Below are 23,324 nucleotides of genomic sequence, written 5' to 3'. Positions count from 1 at the left end.
CCCCGAGCGCGCCGCGGTGCTGTTCGGGGCGGCGGCCTGGATGCGGGCCCGGCGCGACGAGCTGGCCGCCCGCCAGGTGCACGAGGCGGCCAAGCCGTGGGACCAAGCCGACGCCGATGTGTGCGAGGCGATGGACTTCTGCGAGTACTACGGGCGCGAGATGCTCCGCCTCGATGCCGGGGGCGAGGTGCAGTCACCGCCGGGGGAGGCCAACCGCCTGACCTATGAGGGCAAGGGCGTCACCGCGGTGATCGCCCCGTGGAACTTCCCCCTCGCCATCGCGTGCGGGATGACCGTGGCCGCCCTGGTGGCCGGCAACCCGGTGGTGCTCAAGCCCGCCGAGCAGACGCCGGCAGCGGCGTGGTCGCTGGTCGAGGCCCTCACCGCCGCCGGGCTGCCCCCCGGCGTCCTCGGCTTCGTGCCCGGACGGGGGGAGGAGGTCGGCGCCCGCCTCGTCGACCACCCCGATGTCGCCGTCATCGCCTTCACCGGCTCGCGCCCCGTGGGCCTGGCGATCAACGCCGCCGCCGCGGTCACCCACCCCGGCCAGCGCCACGTGAAGCGGGTCATCGCCGAGATGGGGGGCAAGAACCCGCTGATCGTCGATGCCGACGCGGACCCCGACGAGGTGGTGCCCCTCGTGGTGCGCTCCGCCTTCGGCTTCTCGGGCCAGAAGTGCTCGGCCCTCTCCCGGCTGATCGTGCTCGACCGGGCGTGGGACGCCATCGTGCCCCGGCTGGTCGCCGCCGTCGCCGAGCTCGTCGTCGGATCGGCCTCCGACATGGGCACGCAGGTGGGGCCGGTCATCGACGCCGATGCCCACGAGCGCCTGCGCGGCGTCATCGCCACCGCGGGACAGCACGGCACGGTGGCCCTTGCCCGCGACGACGCGCCGAACGAGGGCTTCTACGTCGGGCCCACGGTGGTGACCGACGTCGACCCCTCGTCTCCGCTGGCGCGGAACGAGCACTTCGGCCCGGTGCTGAGCGTGTTCCGGGCCCGGGACCTCGACGAGGCCATCGCCCTGGCCAACGACACCGACTACGCCCTCACCGCCGGGGTGTGCAGCCGATCACCGTCGACCGCTGAGCGGTGCCGCGCCGAGCTGCACGCCGGCAACGTCTATGTGAACCGCGACATCACCGGGGCGGTCGTCGGCCGCCACCCCTTCGGCGGCGTCGGGCTCTCCGGGGTCGGCTCCAAGGCCGGTGGCCCCGATTACCTGCTCCAGATGCTCGACCCCCGGGCGTCGAGTGAGAACACGGTGCGCCAGGGCTTCGCCCCTGGCTCCTGATCGGCCGACGCTCGTGACCCTGGCGGTGGGCGTCGGCCCGCGGCACGGGTGTGTCGTCCGAGGCGGAGCGGAGGTGACCCGCGTCCTACGCTGACGGCCGCATCGACCCCAGGAGGACCCCACGGTGACCGTCCACGAGCGTCCCTTCGGCCGCACCTTCGAGGACTTCGAGGTGGGCGACGTCTACCGCCACTGGCCCGGCAAGACGATCACCGAGTACGACGACCACCTGTTCTGCATGATCACCATGAACCACCACCCGCTGCACACCAACGACTGGTTCGCGGCCCAGGCCCCCCAGGGCCGCAACGTCGTGGTCGGCAACCTGGTGTACTCGCTGGTGCTGGGCCTGAGCGTCCCCGACGTGTCGGGCCAGGCCGTGGCCAACCTGGAGGTCGAGGTGCTCAAGCACGCCAAGCCCACCTTCCACGGCGACACCATCCACGCCGAGACGCGGGTGCTCGACAAGAAGCTGACCTCCAAGGGCGACCGGGGGATCGTGACGGTCGAGACCAAGGGGCTCAACCAGCACGGCGACGAGGTCTGCTACTTCCGCCGCAAGGTGATGGTCTGGACCAACGCCGCCGCTCCCGGGCGACCCCGCCCCTATGACGTCGATGCCGTGTGGGCCGACGAGGGGGCCTAGTCAGGTGGCGTCCTCCGACCTCAGCCCCGGCACCGACGGGCACGGGGCGCCCGACGCGCGGGTGATGCTGGCGGCCGCCTCGGGGTTCTCGGTCGGGGCCGGGGACTACGAGCGGGGGCGCCCGTCGTATCCCGCCGATGCGGTCGAGCTGCTGTGCCGTGAGCTCGGCATCGGACCCGGCGCAACGGTGCTCGACCTCGCCGCCGGCACCGGCAAGCTCACGCGCCTCCTGGTGCCGACCGGGGCCGAGGTGGTGGCGGTCGAGCCGGTGGCCGAGATGCGGGCCCTGCTCGAGGCCTCGACGCCGACGGTCGACGTGCGTGATGGAACCGCTGAGCACCTGCCGTTGGCGGGCGCGTCGGTCGATGCCGTCACCGTGGCCCAGGCCTTCCACTGGTTCGACGCCGAGGTCGCGCTGCGCGAGATCGCCCGGGTGCTGCGCCCCGGCGGCGGGCTCGGGCTGATCTGGAACGAGCGCGACACGCGTGAGCCGTGGGTGGCCGAGCTCAGCCGGCTCATCCGGTGGGACCAGCGGGGCGAGTGGCAGGTGCCCTACACCGTGGAGGACGACTGGGTGGCGCGGATCGAGGCTCTCGACGTGCCCTTCGGGGCCGTCTCCCGGCACGACACGACCTACCGCCAGCGGATGGACGTCGACACCCTCGTCGCCCGGGTGCTGTCGACGTCGTACATCGCCTCGCAGCCCCCCGAGGCTCGGTCGAGCCTGGCGGCCGAGGTGCGGGCCCTGGTGGCCGACGTTGCCGAACCCTTCGACCTGCCGTACGTCACCGTCGTGTACTGGTGCCGGCGGAACCCCTGAGCGCCCAGCCACCGGCGGCCGCCGGCGGCGAGGCCCCGGCCCCCGCTGGCGTTGCTCCGTCGGCCGTCGAATCGACAGCGAATCGCTCCCCGATGCCCGGCGGTCCGTCGGTCGACGAATCGACAGCGAATCGCTCCCCGACGGCTGAGGGATCGGTGGAGGAGGTGGTCGGGTGGTTCGCCGCCGGCGGCCGCGACCTGCCGTGGCGTGGGACCCGCGACCCGTGGGCCGTCCTCGTCTCCGAGCTCATGTTGCAACAGACCGGCGTGGCTCGGGTCCTGCCCCGCTACGTCGCCTTCCTCGAGCGGTTCGGGACCCCGGCGGCCTGCGCCGCAGCACCGGTGGGCGACACTGTGGCGCTCTGGCAGGGCCTCGGGTACAACCGCCGGGCCGTGAACCTGCACCGGTGCGCGGTCGCGATCACCACCGCCCACGGTGGCCAGCTCCCCACGACGCTCGACGGGTTGCTGGGACTCCCCGGCATCGGCCCCTACACGGCGCGCGCCGTGCTGGCCTTCGCCTACGAGCAGCCGGTCGGGGTGCTCGACGTCAACGTGCAGCGCGCTCTGTCCCGCCTGCACGGCCGACCCGTCACCCAGCCCGACGCCGATGCCCTCGCCGCCCACGCCGCGGCCCTCCCGGGCGGCGCGTGGGCCTGGAACCAAGCCGTGATGGAGCTGGGCGCCACGGTGTGCCGACCCCGCCCCCGATGCGCTGAGTGCCCGGCGATGACCCGCTGTGCCTGGCGCGAGGCGGGCCCGATCGAGCCCGACCCCTGGGTGAGGGCTCGCCCCCAGTCCCGCTTCGAGGGCAGCGATCGCCAAGGCCGAGGCCGCCTCGTCGACGCCCTCCGATCGGGTCCGGTCGCCGAACCCGACCTCCCAGAGGTGATGGGCTGGCCCGACGACCCAGAGCGTTCGACGAGAGTGGCGGCCACCCTCGAGGCCGACGGCCTCGCAACCCACGCCGAAGATGGCACCTGGCACCTGCCCTGACGCAGGCACGGCCAGCCCGGTCCCCATGGAGACGCGAGCAGCAACGCGCGGGGCCGACAACCCCGTGAGGTGGACGCCCGACGGACCGGAAGGCGACCGGCGTCGCCCGCAGCGAAGCGCAGCCGCGCAGCGAGCTTGCGAGCGGAGCCAGAGCGAGCATCGAACGGGCGGTGCTGGTCGCCCACCCCGTCCAGCAGGGCGTTCGGAGCCCTATCCGGCGAGGCTGCTGCGGCCGTCGGTGCGCCACCAGGAGGCGGTGAGCTGGAGGCCCTCGGTCGAGGCACGCGGGGCCAGCTCCTCCCAGAGCCGCTTGTAGCCGGTGGCGGCGATGAGCCACCGGCCGTTCTGGCGCACGTAGCGGTCCTCGTAGAAGCCGGCGCCGCGGATGGTGATGTCGAAGTCCAACATGATCACCGTGTCCTCCATGGCCCAGGTGCCGGTGGCGTCAGTGGCGGACGTGAGGCGGATCTCGGGGTGGTGGCAGTGGTGCGCGGAGTGGAACGACTCGGCGCCCATCGAGCGCTGGAGGAAGTCCAGCACCGCGTCGCGCCCCGAGAAGGAGTTGGTGCCCCCGGAGTAGGTCGCCTCGACGTCGGGGATGAGGAGCGTCTCCATCTCCTCCCAGCGCTTCTGGTCGAGGCAGCGGAAGTAGGCGTACTTCAGCTGCTCGATGTGGTGGATCGCCACGAGGTCGTCGAGCGTGATGTCGGGCATCTCAGGACCCTTCGGTCAGGAAGGCGCTGATGAGCGGGTTCACCACGTCGGGGGCCTCGACGTGGAGGAAGTGGCCGACGCCGTCGACCACCTCGGCGCGCGACCCGGGTGCGGGCAGGTGCGCCTCGACGTCGACGACGAGCTCGGCGCCGAGGCAGCCGTCGGTGGCGCCGTGCAGGTAGAGCGTGGGGATCGGCGTCGGGGTCGTCCACCCGGCCTGGGCCTCATCCAGGGCGGGATCGGTCGGGCCCGTGCCGAGCGTGGCCCGGTAGTAGCCGAGGGCGGCGGCCAAGCAGGCTGGGTCGCGGAGCGCCGCCTTCACCGCCGGCAGATCTTCGGCGGCGTCGAAGCCCGGAGACCAGTCGGCCCACAACCGGTCGATGAAGGCGAGGTCGTCGGCTGCCACCGCCCCTTCGGCCAGTGGGCTCTGGAAGAAGAACATGTACCAGCTCCGACGCAGCTGGTCATAGGAGGTGAACCCGCCGAGCATGGCCGCCGCGGGCGGCACCGCGAGGGTGACGACCCGGCGCCACAGGTTCGGCTGCCAGCCGGCGGCGGCATAGGCCGCCATCGCCCCCCAGTCGTGGCCCACGACCACTGCGTCGGGGCCACCGCCGAGGGCGTCGTGGAGGCGGTTCGCGTCGCGGGCGAGGGCCCCGACCTGGTAGAGCCCGTCGTCGGGCACCGACGTGGGGGCGTAGCCCCGCAGCCACGGGGCGACGGGTCGGAACCCGGCGTCGGTGAGGGCGGGGATGAGGTGGCGCCACGTGGTCGCGGCGTCGGGGAAGCCGTGCAGCAGCAGGGCCAGCGGTGCGTCGGGATCGGCGCGGGGGTCGGTGAGCCAGGCCACGTCGAGGTCGCCGAGGTCGGTGTGCCCGAGGGTCAGACCCGGCGGGAGATCGGGAGGAGCGTCCATCGGGGCGGGACGGTACACAGCGCGGCGGCGTGATGGGGCTCGTCTGCTCGCGGGCGATGCGAGTCTGCTCGCGCCCGTATCTGTCATTTCGGTCACACACCGTCCATGGTCCGGCCACCTCCACTACGGTTCGCCGCCACCTGGGGGCGGTGACGAGGGGAAGAGCGCGCGCATGGTCAACATCACGTTCTGGGGCGTCCGAGGATCGACGCCGTGTCCGTGTGCAGACAACCAGCGCTACGGGGGCAACACCGCCTGCGTGTCGATCGAGCGCCCCGGGCACCAGCCGATCATCCTCGACCTCGGCACCGGTCTGCGGTTCTTCGGCGAGACCCAGCCCACCGACGGCACGTTCGCGGCCCACGCCTTCGTCACCCACATGCACTGGGACCACGTCCAGGGCCTCCCGTTCTTCACCCCGGTGCTGGCCCCCGGCGCTCACCTCACCGTCCACGCCCCGCGGCCGTCGGCGGGGGTCAGCCTGGCCGACGCCTTCAGTGAGTTCATGCGCCCGCCCTACTTTCCGGTGCGGGTCGAGCAGCTCCACGGCCACATCGAGTTCGTCGACTTCGACGACGGCGAGGCGGTCGAGGTCGACGGGGCGACGATCCGGGCCTGGGCGGTGCCCCACGTCGGCGCCACCAACGGCTACCGGGTCGAGGTGGACGGTGTGTCGATCGCCTACATCAGCGACCACCAGCAGCCCACCGACGGCACCGATCGCATCGCCGAGGGGGCCCTCGCCCTCTGCGACGGGGCCGACCTGGTGATCCACGACGCCCAGTTCACCCACGGCGACTTCGCCCGAAAGTCCGACTGGGGCCACTGCACCGTCGACTACGCGGTGCACGTGGCCGCCACCGCCGGGGCCCGCCGCCTAGCCCTGTTCCACCACGATCCCGAGCGTCACGACGACGCCGTCGACGCCCTGCTCCGCCACGCCCGGGTGCTCGGCGCCGAGCGGGGCCTCGAAGAGGTCATCGCCGGCGCCGAGGGCACGACCGTGGCGCTCGCCCCCCGGAACCCGTGCCCGTCCAACGCGGTGATCTCGTCGCCGGTGCACGTCGGCCATGCCCTCGGTGCCATGTCCGAGCTGGCCACCGGGCGCGCCGCCACCGGTTCCTAGGACCGGCGATCGCCACCGCGTCGCGCGCCCGTCGGCCCGGTCGCGGCTGAGCGATGGACTTCACCGAGGATCCTGACCACGTCGCGCTGGGGGCCGGCGTCCGGGCCGTCACCGGGCAGTTCGACGACGACTACTGGTCGGCGTGTGATCGCGAGCACCGGTTCCCGTGGGAGTTCTACGGGGCCATGGCCGAGGGCGGTTGGATCGGCGTGGCGCTCCCCTCGGAGCACGGAGGCGGCGGGTGCGGCATCACCGAGGCCGCCATCGTGATGCGCGAGGTGGCGGCGTCGGGCGCGGCCATGAACGGCTGCACCGCGCTGCACCTGACCGTGTTCGGGCTCGAGCCGGTGGTGCGCTTCGGCTCCGAGCGCTTGAAGCAGGCGTTCCTGCCCCGTGCCGCGGCGGGTGACCTGCACGTGGCGTTCGGCGTCACCGAGCCCGACGCCGGCACCGACACCTCACGGATCACCACCCGGGCCGAGCGCGTCGGCGACGACTGGCGCATCTCGGGCCAGAAGATCTGGACCTCCAAGGCCGAGGAGTCCGAGGTCTGCCTCCTGCTCGCCCGCACCGGCCACGACGACACCGACCGCCTGGGCGGGCTCAGCCTTTTCCTCGTCGACCTCGACCCCGACCACGTCACCATCCGGCCCATCGCCAAGACGGCGCGCAACGCGGTGGGCAGCTGTGAGGTCTTCTACGACGACCTGCCCGTCGAGGGTTGGCGGCTGGTGGGCGAGGAGGGCCGAGGCTTCGCCCAGCTGCTCTCGGGGCTCAACCCCGAGCGCATCCTGATCGCGGCGGAGGCCGTGGGCACCGGCCTGGCGGCCCTCCACCGCGCCGTCGCCTACGCCTGTGGGCGCGAGGTCTTCGGGCGGCCCATCGGGGCCAACCAGGCCATCAGCCACCCCTTGGCCGACGCCCACGCCCGCCTGCGCGCCGCCTGGCTGATGACCGAGATGGCGGCGTGGCGCTACGACCACGGCCTTCCGTGTGGCGAGGAGGCCAACACGGCCAAGTACCTGGCGGCCGAGGCCGGGTTCGACGCGTGTGACCGTGCGATCCAGGTCCACGGCGGGTTGGGCTTCGCCGAGGAGTACCACGTGGGTCGCTACTGGCGCGAGGCCCGGATCATGCGGGTGGCCCCGGTGAGCCAGGAGATGACGCTGAACCACCTGGCCCAGAAGGTGCTCGGCCTGCCGCGCAGCTACTGAGGCTCGCGAGGCGCGCCGGGCGGAGCGGGGGCTCGCGTACCCTGACGACCCATCAGGTCGCCCCGGCCTGGCCCGACCGGAGGTCCCATGTCCGATCCCGCCATCGACCCGGCCAGCTACCGACAGGTGCTCGGCCACTTCCCGACCGGGGTCACCGTGATCACCGCCGAGGGCGACGGAGGGCGCGTCGGGCTGGCCGTGGGGTCGTTCTTCTCGGTGTCGCTCGATCCTCCGCTGGTGGGCTTCTGCGCCGGGCACCAGTCGTCGAGCTGGCCGAGGATCCGTGCCGCCGGGCGGTTCTGCGTGAACGTCCTCGCCGCCGATCAGGAGCACGTGTGCCGGGTGTTCGCCGGCAAGTCCGACGACAAGTTCGCCGGGCTGGGCTACGACGCCGCCCCGCACTCCGGCGCCCCGCGCATCGCCGACGTGCTGGCGTGGGTGGATTGCGAGCTCGAGGTCGTCCACGCCGCCGGTGACCACGACATCGTGATCGGGCGGGTGCACGATCTCGCCGTGGTCGACGAGGGCACCCCGCTGGTGTTCTTCCGCGGCGGCTACGCCGAGGTGGCGCGCTGAGCGACCAGGCCCAGGTGTTGACGCTCAGGCGGTGACGTTCACGCGGTGACGTCGAGGGCGGTCAGGAGGAAGGCCAGCACCTCGGCCTCCTTGCGCCAGGCGTCGTAACGGCCCGACGGCCCGCCGTGGCCCGCCCCCAGCTCGACGCGCAGCACGACGGGGCGCTCCGGTGCCGCCTCGGTGTGCTCGCGCAGGCGCTGCACCCATGTCGCGGGCTCGTGCACGCCGACGCGGGGGTCGTGGCGCCCGCCGGTCGCGTAGATCGCCGGGTAGGGGCCCGAGCCCACGTTCTCGGTGGGGCTGTAGCCCCGCATCACCGCGAACGCCTCGGGGTCGGTGATGGGGTTGCCCCACTCCTCCCACTCGGTGGCGGTGAGCGGCGCCTCGGGGTCGAGGATCGTGTTCAGCGCATCGACGAAGGGCACCTCGGCCACCACGGCCCGGAACCGCTGCGGGGCCCGGTTGACCGCGGCGGCGACGAGCAGCCCGCCAGCGCTCCCGCCGCGGGTGGCGATGCGATCCGGGGCGGCCCAGCCCTCGGACGCGAGGTGGTCGGCGACGGCGACGAGGTCGGCGAAGGAGCTCGGCTTGGCCGCGAGCTTGCCGTCCTCGTACCAGCGCCGACCCATCTCCCCGCCGCCCCGCACGTGGGCCACGGCGAAGGTGACCCCCCGATCGAGCAGGGACAGGCGGGCGATCGAGAACCACGGGTCCATGCTGATCTCATAGGCCCCGTAGCCGTAGAGCACGAGGGGGGCGGTGCCGTCGGGGGCCACGTCGGCCCGGTGGACGATCGAGACGGGCACCTCGGCCCCGTCACCCGACGGGGCCCACACCCGAGCCGTACGGTACGCGCCGGGGTCGAAGTCGCCCAGCACCGGCATCCGCTTGAGCTGGAAGCGCTCACCGGTGGCCAGGTCCTCCTCGAACACGGTCCCTGGGGTGGCGAGCGACTGGTAGCTGAAGCGGAACCGGCGAGTGTCCCACTCCTCGTTCGCGGCGCCGCCGAGGGTGTAGCCGGCGTCGGGGAACGTGAGGTCCCGGCTGGCGGCGGCCACCGTGGCCGGGTCGGGGGCTCCCCCGCCCCTGTCGAGGGCGGCCACGTCGATGACCCGCAGGGCGGGGCGGCCCTCGGAACGGAGGTGGAGGACGAGGTGGTCCCGGAACGCCTCCACGCCGAGCAGCCGGGTGCCCGGCGAGTGGGCGACGACCGGCTGCCAGCGGCCGCGGTCGGGCGCCGCGAGGGGAGCCCGCCACAGTGCGAAGTCGAGGGCGTCGTCGTTGCTCACCAGGTAGAGCCAGTCGCCGTGGTGCGCGACCTGGACCTCCACCCCCTGGCGGCGGGGGATCGCCAGGCGGGCGCCGGCCTCGGGGGCGTGGGCGTCGACGAGGCGGAGCTCGGAGGTCACCGCGCTGCCCACGTCGACGGTGATGAGGTCGCCGCTGCGGCTGGACCCGACCCCGACGAAGAAGCGGTCGTCGGGCTCCTCGAGCACGAGCGGGTCCTCGGCGCCGGTGGGGTTCGCGCCGAGGTGGTGGGTGTGCACGCGCCACGGGCGGTGGGCCGGGTCGAGGGTGGTGTAGAGGAACGCTTCGCTGTCGGCGGCCCAGGCGAAGCCGTAGGACACGTTCGCGATGGCGACCGGGAGGTCGCGGCAGGTGCGCAGGTCGCGCACCCGCAGCTCGTGGGCCTCGGAGCCGTCGACATCCAGCGCGTAGGCCAGGAGCCACCCGTCGGGGCTGATGTCGGCCACACCGACCGAGAGGTACCCGAGGCCCTCGGCGAGGGCGTTCTCGTCGAGGATCAGCTCGACCGGTGCATCCGCCGCAGGGCCCGAGCCGTCGCCGACGTCGGGCCGGCGCTCGTGGATGGCGTAGGAGGCTCCCTCCTCGGTGCGGGTCTGGTACCACCAGCCGCCCTTGCGGTGCGGCACCGACATGTCGTCCTCCTGGGTGCGGGCCCGGATCTCGGCCTCGATCTCGTCGATGAGGGGGGCCAGCGGCGCGAGCACGGCCTCGGCGTGGGCGTCCTCGGCCTCGAGCAACCGCAGGAGGGCGGCGTTGGAGTGGTCCCGCATCCAACCGAGGTCGTCGGCCTCGTCGTGACCGTGGCGGATCCGGCGGGCTGCCCGGCGCGGGGCGACGGGAGCCTCGGCCGGGGCGAAGCGGGGACGGGGGGTGCTCGGGTCACCGGTGATCACCCGCTGGAGGGTACGGGCTGGCCGTGACCGGCGGTCCCAGCACCGTCGATAAGGTCGGCCCATGGCGATCTACGCGCTCGGTGACCAGGTGCCCGACATCCACCCCGGGGCCTACGTGCACCCCGACGCGGTGGTCATCGGTTCGGTCACCATCGGGGCCGAGTCGTCGGTGTGGCCCCACGCCGTGCTGCGGGGCGACGACGGCGCCATCGTCGTCGGGTCGAGGACCTCCATCCAGGACGGCACCGTCGTGCACACCACCCCCGACTGGCCCACCACCGTCGGCGACGACTGCGTGATCGGCCACAACGTCCACCTCGAGGGCTGCACCATCGAGGACGGTGCCCTGGTCGGCTCGGGATCGGTGGTGCTGCACCGCGCCGTCGTGCGCACCGAGGCCCTCGTCGGGGCCAACGCCCTGGTCACCAACGACACCGAGGTGCCGAGCCGGGCCATGGCCCTCGGAGTCCCGGCCGTGATCAAGGAGGGCCGCGTCGACCCCGAGACGATGATCCGCCTGGGCGCCGAGGCGTACCGCGACCGCATCCCCCGGTACCGCGACGGGCTGCGGCGCCTCGATTGACCCCGACGTGCAGGGCCGACGAAGAGGCGCGCCATGCGGGCGCGCCCGACCTCGCCGAGACCGGCGAAGACCGTCACGCGCTCATCGATCCGCACCCGGATCGTGCCCTCTCGGTGGGGGATGAACAGCTCGTCGACCAGCACGGAGACCTCCGCTGCTGATCATCGGTCCGAGGCCGGCGTTCCTGAGCGCCGGCCCTTCGGGCGGCCGGGTCAGGTCGTGCTGTTGAGGTACTCGAAGAGGGCCACGCCACTGATGTTGCGGATCACCGTGAAGGCCAGGAGCAACGCGCCCAGGGCCCACCACACGGGCGCCTTGGGTTGCGGCGGGCGGGGGATGCGGACCCCGAGGCTCCGCAGCAGCCAGATGCCCCACAGCACCACCAGGGCGGGGAGGAGGGCGACGATCACGACGTTGTGGTCGAGGGCGCCCGCCAGGTCACCACGGGTGAGGGCGTGGGTGGCCCGGAGGCCCCCGCAGCCCGGGCAGTCCCAGCCCGTCGCCTCCCGCAGCGGGCAGCCGGGGAAGACGCCGCCGGCGTTGGGGTCCTGCCAGGCGGTGTAGCCGGTGGCCAGGCAGATTGCGGAGCCGACGAGCACGGGCGCGAGCCACGGCCGGGCCACATGCGCCCGGGTGAGGCGCCCGGGCGGGCGCGGCGTCCATGCGGGAGCCTCACCGTGAGCGGAGGCGTCGCCGTCGCGGCGAGGGTACGGGTGGTCGTCCACGGCGCGGGCCGGGGTCGAGGCAGGATCGGTCGTCGTGGCCACGTCCGCCACGCTACCTCCGCGACCGGGCGCCGCGGCCGGCGGCGGCGGCGGCGGCGATGGCATCGTCCATCTCACGGCCCCGCTGCATCGCACCCTGGATCTGGCTGGCCAGGTCGGGGTACTTGGTCATCAGGGTGGAGTATATGAGCGTCTGCTCCTGGAGCAGGTCGGCGTCGGGGGCGAGGGTCGCCGCCGCGCCTTCGAGGTACAGCATCTGCTTGGTGAGCAGCACCAGCTCGCGCGGCATGCGGACCCGGTGGCGGACCATGGCGCGGATGAGGGTGTCCATCAGCTCGCCCAGCTGGGCGATGACCACCCCGCCCTGCACGAACGGCTCGTAGAGCTCCGCGATGGTGGCCGCCAGCTCGTCGACGTCGACGTCGCGCGGCACCGAGCCGAACGAGCGCAGCGCCCGGACCATGGCTGCGTAGTCGTTGGTGGTGACCGCCATCAGGTAGGTGGCGAGCCGGGTGCGGGTCGACTCGGTGAGGCGACCGACGATGCCGAAGTCGAAGAGCACGAACGTGCCGTCGGGGAGGACGCAGAGGTTGCCGGCGTGCAGGTCGCCGTGGAAGAAGCCGTGCACCAACACGCCCTCCACCACCGTCTGGACGCCGAGTCGCAGCAACCTCTCGGTGTCGATGCCCTCGGCCCTCATGGCCTCCACGTCGGTGAAGTGCAGGCCGTCGATCCTCTCCATGGTGAGGACCCGGCGCCCGACGAGGTCGTGGTGCACCTCGGGCACGCGACAGTCACCGATGCCCGATGTGTCCAGCAGCCGGCGCATGCGGTCCATGTTCTCGGCCTCGAGCCGGAAGTCCATCTCCTCGTGGAGCGTGCGGGCGAAGTCCTCGGCCAGGGCGCGTGGCGAGCCGACCGATGTCTGGGGGATGCGCTCGAGCAGCTCGCACACGATGAGCAGGGCGCGCAGCTCGTCGCGGACCTGCTCCGCGAGACGGGGACGCTGGACCTTGACCACCACCGCCCGTCCGTCGAGGAGGGTCGCCCCGTGCACCTGGGCGATCGACGCCGCCGCCAGCGGTTCGGTGTCGAAGGAGGAGAAGATGCTCGAGAGCGGGCGGCCGAGGTCCTCCTCGACGGTCCGCCGGGCGAGGGCGGTGGGGAACGGCGGGACCTGGTCGCGCAGGGAGGAGAACTCATCGATCCAGTCCCGGGGGAAGAGACCGGGGCTCGAGGCGATGACCTGGCCGACCTTGACGAACGTCGGCCCCAGCTCGGTGAAGGCGGTGCGGAGGCGTCGGGGGAGCGGGTCGCGCACCCGGGCCAGGTGGCGGGCGAACGTGGTGCTGATGTCGGCCGATCGCCGAGCGATGCCGGGGCGCGACACGGGAGCGCCGGGTCTGCTCATCGGCCCTCGACGGTAGCCCCGGGCGGCCCTCGCACCGCGTCAGGCGGGTTCAGCGCCCAACGGCCTGCCGGCGCCCGGGGGTGCCCCGGTAACCTCTCGACCCGTGGGTCAAGTCTCGAGCGGTCCGGTCACCAGGTGCGGCGCCCGGTGACGGCGTCGACTCCGGTCCTCCCCCCGGCGGGCGCCTCGAAGGACGGGTGGCGGCTCCTCCGCCAGCAGCTGGGTCGCCAGAAGGTGGGCCTCGTCACCGGCGTGGCCATGGGCCTGGTGTGGACCGCGGGACGGGTGAGCATCCCGACGTTCGTCCAAAAGGCCATTGACCAGGGGATCGAGCGAGGCGACCAGGACGCCATCGTCGGTTGGGCCTTGACCATCGGCCTCGTGGCCATGTTGACCGCGGTGTGCACCGGAGGCCGGCGGTACCTGGCGTTCCGCGAGGCCCGTCACGCCGAGGCGTCGCTCCGAGATCGGCTGTTCGCCCACCTGGTGCGCCTGTCGCACCCGTTCCACGACCAGAGCGCCACGGGCCAGCTCATGAGCCGGGCGAACCTCGACCTGCAGCAGGTGCAGAACTTCGTCGCCCTCGTGCCTCTCACCATCGCCAACCTGGTCACGGTCCTGGCCACCGCCGTCATCCTCGTGCGCATCAACCTGTTGCTGACGCTCCTGGCCCTCGGTGCGCTGCCGTTCGTGGTCGTGCTGACCCGGCGGCTCAGCACCCGGCTCTTCCCGACGATGATGCGGGTCCAGCAGGAGTCCGCCGAGCTGTCCGAGGTGGTGGAGGAGACCGTGTCGGGCGTCCGGGTGGTCAAGGGGTTCGGGGCCGAGGGGGTGCAGACCACCCGCCTGGCCGGTGAGGCCGACGACGTCTACGACGCGGCGATGGCGGGGGCAACGGTGCGGTCGCGCTTCTGGCCGGCGCTCGAGCTGCTCCCCAGCCTCGGGCTGATCATGGTGCTGGCCTACGGCGGTCACCTGGTCATCGACGGTCGGCTGAGCATCGGGGAGCTGGTGGCGTTCAACGCCTACGTGGCGCTGTTGGTCTGGCCGATGCGCATGCTCGGGTGGATCGTGGCCATGGCCCAGCGGGCCGTCGCCGCCGCCCAGCGGGTGGCCGAGGTGCTGAGCACCGAGGTGGAGGTGGCCGAGCCCCGGTCGCCCCGACCTCTCCCCGTCGGGGAGCCCGGGCGCGACGTCGGTCTGGTCTCCTTCTCGGGGGTGTGCTTCGGCTACGCCCCGGGACCGCCGGTGCTCGACGGGTTCACGCTGGAGGTTCCCGCCGGCCAGTCCGTGGCGGTCGTCGGGGCGACCGGGACCGGCAAGTCGACCGTCGCCCGACTGCTCTGCCGCTTCTACGACGTCGACGAGGGAACGGTCCGACTCGACGGGGTCGACGTGAGTGACGTGCGGCTGCACGACCTGCGCCGCGCCGTGGGGCTGGTCTTCGAGGACACGTTCCTCTTCAGCGACTCGATCGCCGCGAACATCGCCTTCGCCGAGCCCGACGCCGAGATGGAGGAGATCGAACGCGCGGCGCGGCTGGCCGGCGCCCATGACTTCGTGACCGCCTTGCCCGACGGGTACGACACGTTGATCGGCGAGCGGGGCTACTCGCTCTCGGGCGGCCAGCGCCAGCGGATCGCCATCGCCCGCGCCATCCTGGCCGATCCCCGCGTCCTGATCCTCGACGACGCCACCAGCGCCGTCGACCCCACCAAGGAGCACGAGATCCGTGACGCCCTCGGCGAGGTGATGCGGAACCGGACCACGATCGTGATCGCTCACCGGCCCGCCACCATCGCCCTGGCCGAGCGTGTGGTGCTGATCGACGATGGCCGGGTCGAGGCCGATGGCACCCATGAGTCGCTGCTGCACACGAGCGCTCGCTACCGCCAGGTGCTGGCCTCGGTCCGGGTTTCGGACGACGACCACGACGGGGCGCCTGGTACCGGTGCGGCCGGCGCGGGTGCGATCGGTGCGGCGGGTGCGGCGGGTGCGACGGGCGCCTCGGAGGGCGATCAGGTGCTGCCCATCGGCGGTGGGTCGTGAACACGGGCTCGGCGGTCAGCGAGGAGGACCGGCTCGACCGCAAGGCGGCCCGGCGAGTCCTGCGGCGCGCGGGTCGAACCCTGGGCCCGTACCGCCGCGGCCTCGTCGCCGCCATGGTGCTGATCATCGTCTACACGCTGACGACCATCGCGGGGCCCTTCCTCGTGCGGGTCGGCATCGACGACGGCATCAAGGAGGGCGATAGGGGCGCGCTCAACCGGGCGGTGGTGCTCTACGTGGTGGTGGCGCTCATCGGCTTCGCGGTCAACCGGGTGCAGATCCTGTTGATCTCGCGCGTCGGGGAGGGGTTCCTGCGCGACATGCGCAACCGCGTGTTCCAGCACCTGCTGCGGCTCTCCATGCCGTACTACGACCGGGAGAAGGCGGGGGTCATCGTCTCCCGCATGACCTCGGACATCGACTCGCTCCAGGAGCTCGTCCAGCTGGGGCTCCTCCAGTTCCTGTCCAACGTGTTGCTCATCGTGTTGACGTTCGTGCTGCTCGGCATCACGTCGTGGCAGCTGCTGCTGATCGTCGCCATCCCCTTGCCGTTCGTCGTGCTGGCGAGCATCCGGTTCCAGCGCGACTCGAACGCGGCCTACCTCACCGTGCGCGACCGGATCGGCCTCATGCTGTCGCACCTGCAGGAGGGCATCAGTGGGGTGCGGGTCATCCAGGCCTACGCCCGTGAGGAGGTCGAGACCGAGCGCTTCGCCTACCGCAACCGGGGCCTCTACCGGGCGCACATGCGGTCGGTCTGGGTGCAGTCGTGGTACCTGCCGGTGATCGAGATCGCCGGCACCGGGGCCACGGCCCTGGTGGTCTACTTCGGCGGTCGGCTCGTGCTCGATGGGAGCCTCACGGTGGGGACCGTCGCCCTCTTCGTGCTGTCGCTCTCGAACCTCTTCGACCCGGTCCAGCAGCTCTCCCAGCTCTTCAACCAGGTGCAGTCGGCCGGGGCCGGGCTGAAGAAGCTGTTCGAGGTGCTCGACACCGAGGTCGACGTGCCCGAGGCCGCCGACGCCGTCGACCTGCCGGCGGCCGGGACCATCGCCGTGGCCGGGCTGCGCTTCGCCTACCGCCCCGACCTCGCCCCGGTGCTGAGCGGCGTCGACCTGGAGATCGCTCCCGGTGAGCGCATCGCCCTGGTGGGGCCCACCGGAGCGGGCAAGTCCACCCTCGCCAAGATGATCGCCCGCTTCTATGACCCGACCGCCGGTTCGGTCTCCTTCGGCGGCGTCGACCTGCGCCGGGCGACGCTCGCCTCGCTGCGCGACAGGGTCGCCGTGGTACCCCAGGAGGGCTTCCTCTTCAACGGCACCATCCGCGACAACGTCCGCGTAGCCCGGGCCGGAGCGACCGACGCGGAGGTCGACGCCGCCCTCGAGGCAATCGGCGTCCGCGAGCGGTTCGCAGCTCTGCCCGACGGCCTCGACACCGAGGTGCGCGAGCGTGGCAGCCGGCTCTCGGCCGGAGAGAAGCAGCTCGTGTCGATGGCCCGGGCCGCCCTGGCCGACCCCGCCGTGCTGGTGCTCGACGAGGCCACCTCCAGCCTCGACCCCGGCACCGAGGCGGTGGTCGAAGCAGCCGTGGAGCGCCTGATGGAGGGTCGGACGACGATCGTGATCGCCCACCGACTGTCGACCGCAGCTCGCGCCGACCGGGTCGGGGTGGTCGACGGAGGCGAGCTGGCCGAGCTCGGACCGCACGCGGAGCTGGTGGCCATCGACGGGGGGCGGTACCAGGCTCTCTACTCGGCCTGGACCTCTGGGTTGGCTCCCGCCGGTTGAGTTGCCCGGTCGGGGCGCCGTGGAGGCCGCTGACCCCCGCCACCCACCACCCACCCACATGGCCCTGACGCTCTGGCCTTCCGATCTCTCCTGCCCCTCTCCCCGACCCCACACATCTGCGGCAAACCGTCGGTCGGCGATTCGACGTCGATTCGCTGCCCGACGGCGGCGAGAGGGGTGCTGGGGGTGCGCGGTTGGAGGTCGGATGAGGGGCGGTCGGCGCGGGCCTGTCCGTCGGCGTCGGGGCCTCGCTGTCACACCCCCCGGTCAAGATGGGCCCACGGCGTCACCACGGCACCGGATCGCGATCCCCCGACCGCCGCACTGACCCCTCCACCTGGAGATGGCGATGACCCGCCCATCGTCCGAGCGGCCCCGCGCCGAACCGAAGCCCACCGCAGGCCCGAGGCACTGGGACCGCACCCTGGTGCGCGGCCGCCCGCCGACCTTGGGCGATGCCCGCCTGTTCCCCAACCGCCGACGGTCCGGCCTGCACCCGGCGGCCCGTCTCGAGCTGCAGGTGGCGCGCGACCGGCTCTTCGCCGAGCTGGACGAGCTCGACCGCTCGATGGTGAGGGTGGCAGAGAGGCGCCTCGACCTGCTCGACGAGCTGGCCGAGGCGCGCAACGAGCTGTGGCCCGTCATCCCGTGGCAACGGGGTCGTCGTCCGCCTGTCCTCGGAGGTGATCCCTTGCCGCCCGCAGCGACCGAAGCCATCGCCGTGGGCGGCGTCGCCCTGCGTCAGGCCTGCATCCAGATCCTCACCCGGCACGGCGAGCTGGCTCTCCGCGAGATCCACGCCTGGCTCCACCGCTACGGCTACCTGGTCGAAGGAGCCCACCCGGTGAAGGTCCTGGCCGACGCCCTGGGCCACGAGCACGACGCCGGGCGAGCCCGCCGCACGGCCCGGGGCGTGTATGACCTCGACCTCTTCTACCGACCTCTGCAGGGCCGCCCCACCGATCCGACTTCGACGGGCGACCTCGTGCCGGTCGTCGATCCGCTCGTCGACCCTCCGATCCGCCACGACCCGGACGACGACCCGGACGACGACCCGGACGACGACCCGTGGCCGACCTCTGATGCGGACCCGCAACCCGACGGCGGAGCCGACCTCCCCGCGGGGGGCGACCAGGCCTCACCGGCGGCGGAGGGTGGCCCGGAGGTGGTGGGCCACGGGGTGTCCGACGGCGGCCATCGACACGTCGTAGGTGAGCACGTCGCCCTCCACCCGGTAGCTGCGCTCCGTGGCCGTCACCACCTTGGCCGACGGCGTCCCCGCCACCGCCTCGGAGGCCAGCTCAACCCCGACGCCGGTCGCGGTCCGCTCGACGATGCCGGCACAGGCCTCGACGATGCCGGGGCCGGCGGCCACCACCAGCTCGACGCCTCCGTCCCCGGTGAGGCGGAAGAACCCGCTCTCGGCGTGCAGTCCCCGCCCGTCATCGGCCGCGCTGGTCACCGAGCGGTAGGCGAGGAGCGGCTTCCCGGGCACGGGCGTGACCTCGATCTGCTCCGCATAGGAGAAGCCGGCGATCGTCGGGTAGTGCCCGTCGCCCGGGCCAACCCACGTCCCCACCAGCGCAACGAGCTCGCCGTGGAGCACCGGGTCGGGTGCCGGTACCGCCGGCCCGGTGGGCGGGACCGGCGCGACGCTCGTCGGTTCGGCGACCTCGGGCTCGCTCGGCTCCCCGGCCAGGCGGTGGGCCCACCGGGTGTCGCGCTGCCCCCGTCGTCGGGGCAGCTCGGCGACCAGCGGATCACCCCAGCCGGCCATGTCGACGAGGGTCTCGCGCACGACCTCCGCATCGCCGAAGGGGTGGAGGCGCTCGGCGCGGGTCCGCAGCTCCTGGGGTGTCTGCGGCCCTCGCAGCAGGAGCACGGTGAGGACCGCGCGCTGGGCGTCGTCGACGGTGAGAGCCTCCTGGGCGACCTGGCGGTACTTCGTGGCCCGGGTGCCGGTGGTGGCGAGAACCTTGCGGACCAGCTTGTGGGCCTTGAGGCCCTCGACCGCGGCATCGACCTCGGCCTCCGACACGTCCATCAGCGGATCGCGGCTGGAGCTCTGGTTGCACGCTGCCACCAGCGCCTTCATCGTCAGCGGGTAGGTGGCAGGCACGGTGCGCTCCTTCTCCAGGAGGCTGCCCAGCACCCTGACCTCGACCGCCGTCAGCACCACGTCCACGGGGGCCAACCTAGGACCTGTGGTCACCCGCCGTCGGCGGCACCGGCCACCCGAGCCGGTGTCCCGGGTTGTCTCAACTTGGGTCCACGGCTGACCGATGGACGGGGATGGCATCGCGAACCCTCCTCATCCGCGTCGTGGCCGGGCTGCTCGCGCTCGTCTCGGTGATCGCGCTCACCGGTTGTGAGACCACACCGTCCTCCGCGACGCTGCGCGGCCACGGGTTTGGGCACGGGAGGGGCATGGGCCAGTGGGGCGCCCTCGGCTACGCCGTCGACCACGGGTGGAGCGGCACCCGAATCCTCGACCACTACTACGGCGGCACCACCACGGCGACGGTCACCCCTGCTGAGGATCAGAGGGCGTACCTGGTGGCGAGCAAGGGGCGGGAGCTGATCGTCACCCAGACCGCAAGCGCGCTTCGGGTCGACGGCTACGGGGCCGACGTCGCCGCCGTCCGCGTCGCCCGGCTCTCCAGCAATCGGTTCCGCATCTGGCGGGGCGCGGGCTGCGCCGGACCGTGGAGCCTCGTCGGCGACCGCAGCGCCGGCGAGGTGGAGGTCCGCTCGAGCATCGCCCAGGGCGACAACCCCGCCACCATGCTCCAGCACTGCGTCAGCGGCGCGACCCGCTACTACCGGGGATCGCTCCGGGCCGTCGAGGCCCTCGGCACCATCGTGACGGTCAACCAGGTGCCGATCGAGTCCATGCTCCGCTCGATCGTGCCCAAGGAGATGTCCCCGTCGTGGGCCGATGTCGGCGGCGGGCGCGGCGCCAACGCGTTGCGGGCCCAGGCGTTGGCCGCCCGGTCCTACGCCCTCTCCGGAGACACCCGGTGGGGCTCGTGGGCCACCACCTGTGACAACACGATGTGCCAGTCCTACCAGGGCTACGGCACGAGGGCGTCGGGGTCGAGCACCATCGTCAAGGTGGAGGACCCTCGCACGGACCGAGCCGTGCTCGAGACCGCCCACCAGGTGCGGCGGCACGGCAACGGACGCATCGCCCGCACCGAGTTCTCGACCTCGAGTGGCGGCTGGACCCTCGGCGGAGAGTTCCCGGCAGTGCGCGACGACGGCGATGCCTACGCCGGCAACGCGCACCACAGCTGGACCGTGACCCTCACCCGCGAGCGCATCGAGGCCGCCTTCGACGCCCGCCAGGGGCGTGACATGGGCACGTGGACGGGGTTCGACGGCTACGTGCGAGACGGCCAGGGTGACCTCGGTGGGAGGGTGACGACCGTACGGGCCCGCTTCACCGGAGGCGACGTCACCCTCACCGGTGACCAGATGCGGTTCCTGTTCGGGCTGAAGTCGAGCTGGTTCGCCCCGTGACCACCACGTGGCGGCGCCCCACCCGGACCGCACGCGGGACCGCCCCGCACCGCTCCACCGGTGTGACCCGCCTGGCGGTGGCGACGGCCCTCGCCGCGGTGATGTCCGCCGGCATCGTGCCCGGAGCCTCGCGCGCTCCGTTCGCGCCGGCGCCCGCGGGGGCGGCGACGACCACCGTGCGGCCGCTGCGCACGGTCGACGTCCCGCTCAACATCCTGTCGGTGGCGACGGGGACACCGGAGTACTTCTCGTCACCGGCCCTGGCCGACCTGGACGGCGACGACCGACCCGAGCTGGTCGTGGCCGCCCCGAACGGCACCGTGACCGCCACCCGGCTGACCGACGGCGCCCGGTTGTGGCAGCGGTCGCTCGGCCCCACGGCCATCCAGGCGTCGCCCGTGGTCTCCGACATCGACCGCGACGGCAGGGTCGACGTGGTCGTGGCGACGATGGATGGTCGCGTCGTGCTGCTGGACGGTCAGTCCGGCGGCGTGAAGCGCACGTTCCGCCAGGGGGCGCCGCAGTTCTGTCCGCCCGGCGTCGACTGCCGGCCCGACGGGTTCTTCGCCACCCCCGTCATCGGCGACGTCAACGGCGACGGCCGCCTCGACATCATCGCCGCCAGCTACGACCACTCGCTCTACGCATGGAGCGTCGGGGGCACCCTGCTGTGGCGCTCCTTCCTCCACGACACCCTCTGGTCGTCGCCCGCGCTGGTCGACATCGACAAGGACGGCCGGCTCGAGGTCGTGCTCGGCGGCGACATCTACGCCGGCAACCCCCTCAACGTGCCCGCCGGCGGCCTCCTGTGGGCCCTGCGGGGCACCAACGGCACGCGGTTCCCGGGGTACCCCAGGTCGATCCCCGGTCAGACCGTGTGGTCGTCGCCGGCCATCGCCGATCTCGACGGCGACACCCGCATGGACGTCATCGTCGGCACCGGCACCCACGGCCCCTTCGGCGACGGCACGGCCCAGCGCCGGGTGTACGCCTTCACCCTCGCCGATCGGCGCGACCTCCCCGGCTGGCCCGCCGTCGCCCCGGGCCGCGTCGTGCACCAACCCGCCGTCGGTGACATCGATGGCGACGGGCGGCCCGAGGTCGTCGTCGCCTCCGAGGGCGGGTACCTGACCGCTTTCGACCACACCGGGGTGTCCGGCGGGGTCAAGTGGAAGTGGGCGACCTGCAACGCGGCCGCGGTCACCCAGTGCCCCGGCTCGTCGCCGATGCCCACCCACGGCGGGGTCGCCATCGCGGATGTCGACGGTGACGGCCAGCAGGAGGTCGTCTCTGCCCTGTCTCAACGCCTGCGCGTGTACAACGGCGCCAACCGGGCCATCGAAGCCGACTTCCGCCTCACCGGCGGCAACGGGTCCCTGGGACCCAGCTCGATCGCCGCCATCGGTGAGATCAACGGCAGCACGGTCATCGCCCAGTCCTACCTGAACCGCGCCGGCGGCCACGGCGGGCCGGCCGTGGCCGGCCACGCGGTGCGCACCGACCTGCTCACCACCGACCGGCCGCTGTGCGCCGAGGACTGGCCCGGCTTCAAGCGGGGGCCGATGCGCACCTCGTGGCTGGCGCCGCGCCCGGCGTGGCACCCCTTCGCCTGCGGCCGCCCGTTCGTCGCCCAGCAGTACGCCGACCTGCTCGGCCGCTCCCTCGACGCCGCCGGCCAGTCGTTCTGGACCGCCCGCCTGCGCACCACGTGGTCGGGGGCCCGGGTCGTCGAGGGCTTCATGAACAGCGCCGAGTTCGGCGTCGTGGCCTCCCCGGTGGTGCGCCTGCACCTCGGGCTCAAGGGCGGTCCGCCGATGACCTCGGCCGAGGTCCGCAGCCAGATGCTCGCGCTGCGTCGCGGGGCCAGCCTGGCCCAGGTAGCCGCCGGGCTCCTCGACGATGCGCCGTGGGCTGACGAGAGTGATGCGGCGCTCGTCGACCGCGCCTACCGCAACCTGCTCGGCCGCGGCCCGAGCGCGTCGGAGCGCGCCACCGCCCTCTCGTCGATCTCGGGTCAGGGACGCGCCACGTGGCTGGCCGGCCTCTCCGGCTCCGCCGCCGTGGTCGCCCGCCTCAGGGGCCCGGTGCAGGTGGCGATGACCTACATCGGCCTCCTCGGGAGGGGACCCGACGCCTCGGGCTGGAGCTTCTGGCTGGGACGGGTCCAAGCCGGCACCTCGCCTCAGCGCCTGATCGAGCAGTTCCTCGCTGCTCCCGAGTACCGCCGGCGCGTGCTCTAGGGGGAACCCGCGCCCGGACGCGAAGGAGGCCCGGACCCAGGGCGGAGGGTCCAGGCCCCCCTCGGGGCGACCGGCGGACCGGCCGCGCCGCGCTCCGGTGCCCAGGGGGCGGACGCCGGAGGCGAAGGCAGCGGGTCGGGCTCAGGCGGCCCAGCCGACGGCGCTGCGGACCTGCTGGCGGGCGTCGCGGGCGGTCACCCGGGCCTGCTGCACGATCTCGCGGGTCTGCTCGGGGAGCTTGGCCTCGATCTCGTCGAGCAGGGCCTCGAAGCGGTCCTCGACGGCGTCGGCGTTGGTGGCGATCTTGTCGATCTGGCCCTTGGCCTCGCCGACCTGGCCCTTCAGCGTCTTGGTCAGCTCGACGCGCTGGACCTGGGCCTTCTGGAAGGCGATGACGCCGAGGCCGACCCCGACGTAGAAGGCGTCCTTGGCCACGCGGTTGGCAGCATCGGTGGTGATCTCGGGCATGGTGGGGTCTCCTCCGTAGGGGTGTTCTCGACTG

General features: G+C 72.9%; 20 protein-coding genes. 12 read left to right on the top strand and 8 right to left on the bottom strand.

Translation table 11 applies throughout. The features are described 5' to 3' along the window. The 4 genes from VNL12_RS13135 to VNL12_RS13120 form a co-directional block, all read left to right on the top strand. The coding region (locus tag VNL12_RS13135; protein WP_325595277.1) for an aldehyde dehydrogenase family protein at window positions 1-1,294 on the top strand (1,294 nt) is incomplete at its 5' end. A 124-nt stretch (window positions 1,295-1,418) separates the two neighbouring features. Further along, the gene (locus VNL12_RS13130) at window positions 1,419-1,940 is read left to right on the top strand and encodes a MaoC family dehydratase (protein WP_325595275.1); all 522 of its coding nucleotides are present in this window, start codon (window positions 1,419-1,421) and stop codon (window positions 1,938-1,940) included. Between the two features lie 4 nt (window positions 1,941-1,944). Beyond that, complete coding sequence (locus VNL12_RS13125; protein WP_325595273.1) at window positions 1,945-2,760, top strand: class I SAM-dependent methyltransferase; 816 nt, start codon at window positions 1,945-1,947, stop codon at window positions 2,758-2,760. A 155-nt stretch (window positions 2,761-2,915) separates the two neighbouring features. Then, complete coding sequence (locus tag VNL12_RS13120) at window positions 2,916-3,755, top strand: A/G-specific adenine glycosylase (protein ID WP_325595271.1); 840 nt, start codon at window positions 2,916-2,918, stop codon at window positions 3,753-3,755. A 210-nt stretch (window positions 3,756-3,965) separates the two neighbouring features. Here the strand turns inward: VNL12_RS13120 and VNL12_RS13115 are convergent, their stop codons facing one another. Then, a complete protein-coding gene (locus VNL12_RS13115; RefSeq protein WP_325595269.1) occupies window positions 3,966-4,469 on the bottom strand; it encodes a nuclear transport factor 2 family protein in 504 nt (167 codons plus the stop codon). A 1-nt stretch (window position 4,470) separates the two neighbouring features. After that, complete coding sequence (locus tag VNL12_RS13110) at window positions 4,471-5,385, bottom strand: alpha/beta hydrolase (RefSeq protein ID WP_325595267.1); 915 nt, start codon at window positions 5,383-5,385, stop codon at window positions 4,471-4,473. A 172-nt stretch (window positions 5,386-5,557) separates the two neighbouring features. Here VNL12_RS13110 and VNL12_RS13105 point away from each other — a divergent pair, with 172 nt between their 5' ends. From VNL12_RS13105 to VNL12_RS13095, 3 genes are all read left to right on the top strand, one after another. Then, window positions 5,558-6,511 (top strand): MBL fold metallo-hydrolase, encoded by a 954-nt coding sequence (locus tag VNL12_RS13105; protein WP_325595265.1) that lies wholly within the window; start codon window positions 5,558-5,560, stop codon window positions 6,509-6,511. A 53-nt stretch (window positions 6,512-6,564) separates the two neighbouring features. Further along, window positions 6,565-7,725, top strand: a complete 1,161-nt coding sequence (locus VNL12_RS13100) for an acyl-CoA dehydrogenase family protein (RefSeq protein WP_325595263.1) — start codon at window positions 6,565-6,567, stop codon at window positions 7,723-7,725. Window positions 7,726-7,812: 87 nt separating this feature from the next. Continuing rightward, window positions 7,813-8,301 carry a flavin reductase family protein gene (locus VNL12_RS13095; protein ID WP_325595261.1) on the top strand — a complete coding sequence of 163 codons (489 nt, stop codon included), beginning with the start codon at window positions 7,813-7,815 and terminating at the stop codon, window positions 8,299-8,301. A 38-nt stretch (window positions 8,302-8,339) separates the two neighbouring features. Here the strand turns inward: VNL12_RS13095 and VNL12_RS13090 are convergent, their stop codons facing one another. Further along, complete coding sequence (locus VNL12_RS13090) at window positions 8,340-10,502, bottom strand: S9 family peptidase (RefSeq protein WP_325595259.1); 2,163 nt, start codon at window positions 10,500-10,502, stop codon at window positions 8,340-8,342. 61 nt (window positions 10,503-10,563) lie between these two features. Here VNL12_RS13090 and VNL12_RS13085 point away from each other — a divergent pair, with 61 nt between their 5' ends. Further along, a complete protein-coding gene (locus VNL12_RS13085) occupies window positions 10,564-11,085 on the top strand; it encodes a gamma carbonic anhydrase family protein (RefSeq protein WP_325595257.1) in 522 nt (173 codons plus the stop codon). A 212-nt stretch (window positions 11,086-11,297) separates the two neighbouring features. On the opposite strand, the gene VNL12_RS13080 is transcribed toward VNL12_RS13085, so the two are convergent. Both VNL12_RS13080 and VNL12_RS13075 read right to left on the bottom strand, forming a co-directional pair. Continuing rightward, a complete protein-coding gene (locus VNL12_RS13080; RefSeq protein ID WP_325595255.1) occupies window positions 11,298-11,852 on the bottom strand; it encodes a DUF2752 domain-containing protein in 555 nt (184 codons plus the stop codon). A 10-nt stretch (window positions 11,853-11,862) separates the two neighbouring features. Further along, window positions 11,863-13,221 carry an ABC1 kinase family protein gene (locus VNL12_RS13075; RefSeq protein WP_325595253.1) on the bottom strand — a complete coding sequence of 453 codons (1,359 nt, stop codon included), beginning with the start codon at window positions 13,219-13,221 and terminating at the stop codon, window positions 11,863-11,865. 147 nt (window positions 13,222-13,368) lie between these two features. Between VNL12_RS13075 and VNL12_RS13070 the strand changes: the two genes are divergently transcribed. Next, complete coding sequence (locus tag VNL12_RS13070) at window positions 13,369-15,270, top strand: ABC transporter ATP-binding protein (protein ID WP_325595251.1); 1,902 nt, start codon at window positions 13,369-13,371, stop codon at window positions 15,268-15,270. Further along, window positions 15,267-17,060, top strand: coding sequence for an ABC transporter ATP-binding protein (locus VNL12_RS13065; protein WP_325595249.1), 1,794 nt, complete (start codon window positions 15,267-15,269; stop codon window positions 17,058-17,060). The genes VNL12_RS13070 and VNL12_RS13065 overlap by 4 nt, the downstream gene beginning before the upstream one ends. A gap of 286 nt (window positions 17,061-17,346) precedes the next feature. Here the strand turns inward: VNL12_RS13065 and VNL12_RS13060 are convergent, their stop codons facing one another. Beyond that, window positions 17,347-17,901, bottom strand: coding sequence for a hypothetical protein (locus tag VNL12_RS13060; protein ID WP_325595247.1), 555 nt, complete (start codon window positions 17,899-17,901; stop codon window positions 17,347-17,349). Window positions 17,902-18,198: 297 nt separating this feature from the next. Continuing rightward, complete coding sequence (locus VNL12_RS13055) at window positions 18,199-19,245, bottom strand: DUF480 domain-containing protein (protein ID WP_325595245.1); 1,047 nt, start codon at window positions 19,243-19,245, stop codon at window positions 18,199-18,201. A 107-nt stretch (window positions 19,246-19,352) separates the two neighbouring features. Here VNL12_RS13055 and VNL12_RS13050 point away from each other — a divergent pair, with 107 nt between their 5' ends. Continuing rightward, a complete protein-coding gene (locus tag VNL12_RS13050; RefSeq protein WP_325595243.1) occupies window positions 19,353-20,582 on the top strand; it encodes a SpoIID/LytB domain-containing protein in 1,230 nt (409 codons plus the stop codon). Next, window positions 20,579-22,822, top strand: coding sequence for an FG-GAP-like repeat-containing protein (locus VNL12_RS13045; RefSeq protein ID WP_325595242.1), 2,244 nt, complete (start codon window positions 20,579-20,581; stop codon window positions 22,820-22,822). Before VNL12_RS13050 ends, VNL12_RS13045 begins: the two co-directional genes overlap by 4 nt. 141 nt (window positions 22,823-22,963) lie before the next feature. Here the strand turns inward: VNL12_RS13045 and VNL12_RS13040 are convergent, their stop codons facing one another. Then, on the bottom strand, window positions 22,964-23,290 hold the full coding sequence (locus VNL12_RS13040; RefSeq protein ID WP_325595240.1) for a hypothetical protein: 327 nt from the start codon (window positions 23,288-23,290) through the stop codon (window positions 22,964-22,966). Window positions 23,291-23,324: the final 34 nt, after the last annotated feature.

This window comes from Iamia sp. (assembly GCF_035575815.1).
In the GTDB taxonomy this organism is placed as follows: Bacteria; Actinomycetota; Acidimicrobiia; order Acidimicrobiales; family Iamiaceae; genus Iamia.
This window is presented reverse-complemented; position numbering and strand designations above follow the sequence as displayed.

Excerpts from the sequence above, each read along its gene's own strand:
- VNL12_RS13115 (WP_325595269.1), bottom strand. The coding sequence starts at position 4,469 with ATGCCCGACATCACGCTCGACGACCTCGTGGCGATCCACCACATCGAG.
- VNL12_RS13105 (WP_325595265.1), top strand. The coding sequence starts at position 5,558 with ATGGTCAACATCACGTTCTGGGGCGTCCGAGGATCGACGCCGTGTCCG.
- VNL12_RS13095 (WP_325595261.1), top strand. The coding sequence starts at position 7,813 with ATGTCCGATCCCGCCATCGACCCGGCCAGCTACCGACAGGTGCTCGGC.
- VNL12_RS13085 (WP_325595257.1), top strand. The coding sequence starts at position 10,564 with ATGGCGATCTACGCGCTCGGTGACCAGGTGCCCGACATCCACCCCGGG.
- VNL12_RS13040 (WP_325595240.1), bottom strand. The coding sequence starts at position 23,290 with ATGCCCGAGATCACCACCGATGCTGCCAACCGCGTGGCCAAGGACGCC.
- VNL12_RS13100 (WP_325595263.1), top strand. The coding sequence starts at position 6,565 with ATGGACTTCACCGAGGATCCTGACCACGTCGCGCTGGGGGCCGGCGTC.
- VNL12_RS13050 (WP_325595243.1), top strand. The coding sequence starts at position 19,353 with ATGGCATCGCGAACCCTCCTCATCCGCGTCGTGGCCGGGCTGCTCGCG.
- VNL12_RS13075 (WP_325595253.1), bottom strand. The coding sequence starts at position 13,221 with ATGAGCAGACCCGGCGCTCCCGTGTCGCGCCCCGGCATCGCTCGGCGA.
- VNL12_RS13110 (WP_325595267.1), bottom strand. The coding sequence starts at position 5,385 with ATGGACGCTCCTCCCGATCTCCCGCCGGGTCTGACCCTCGGGCACACC.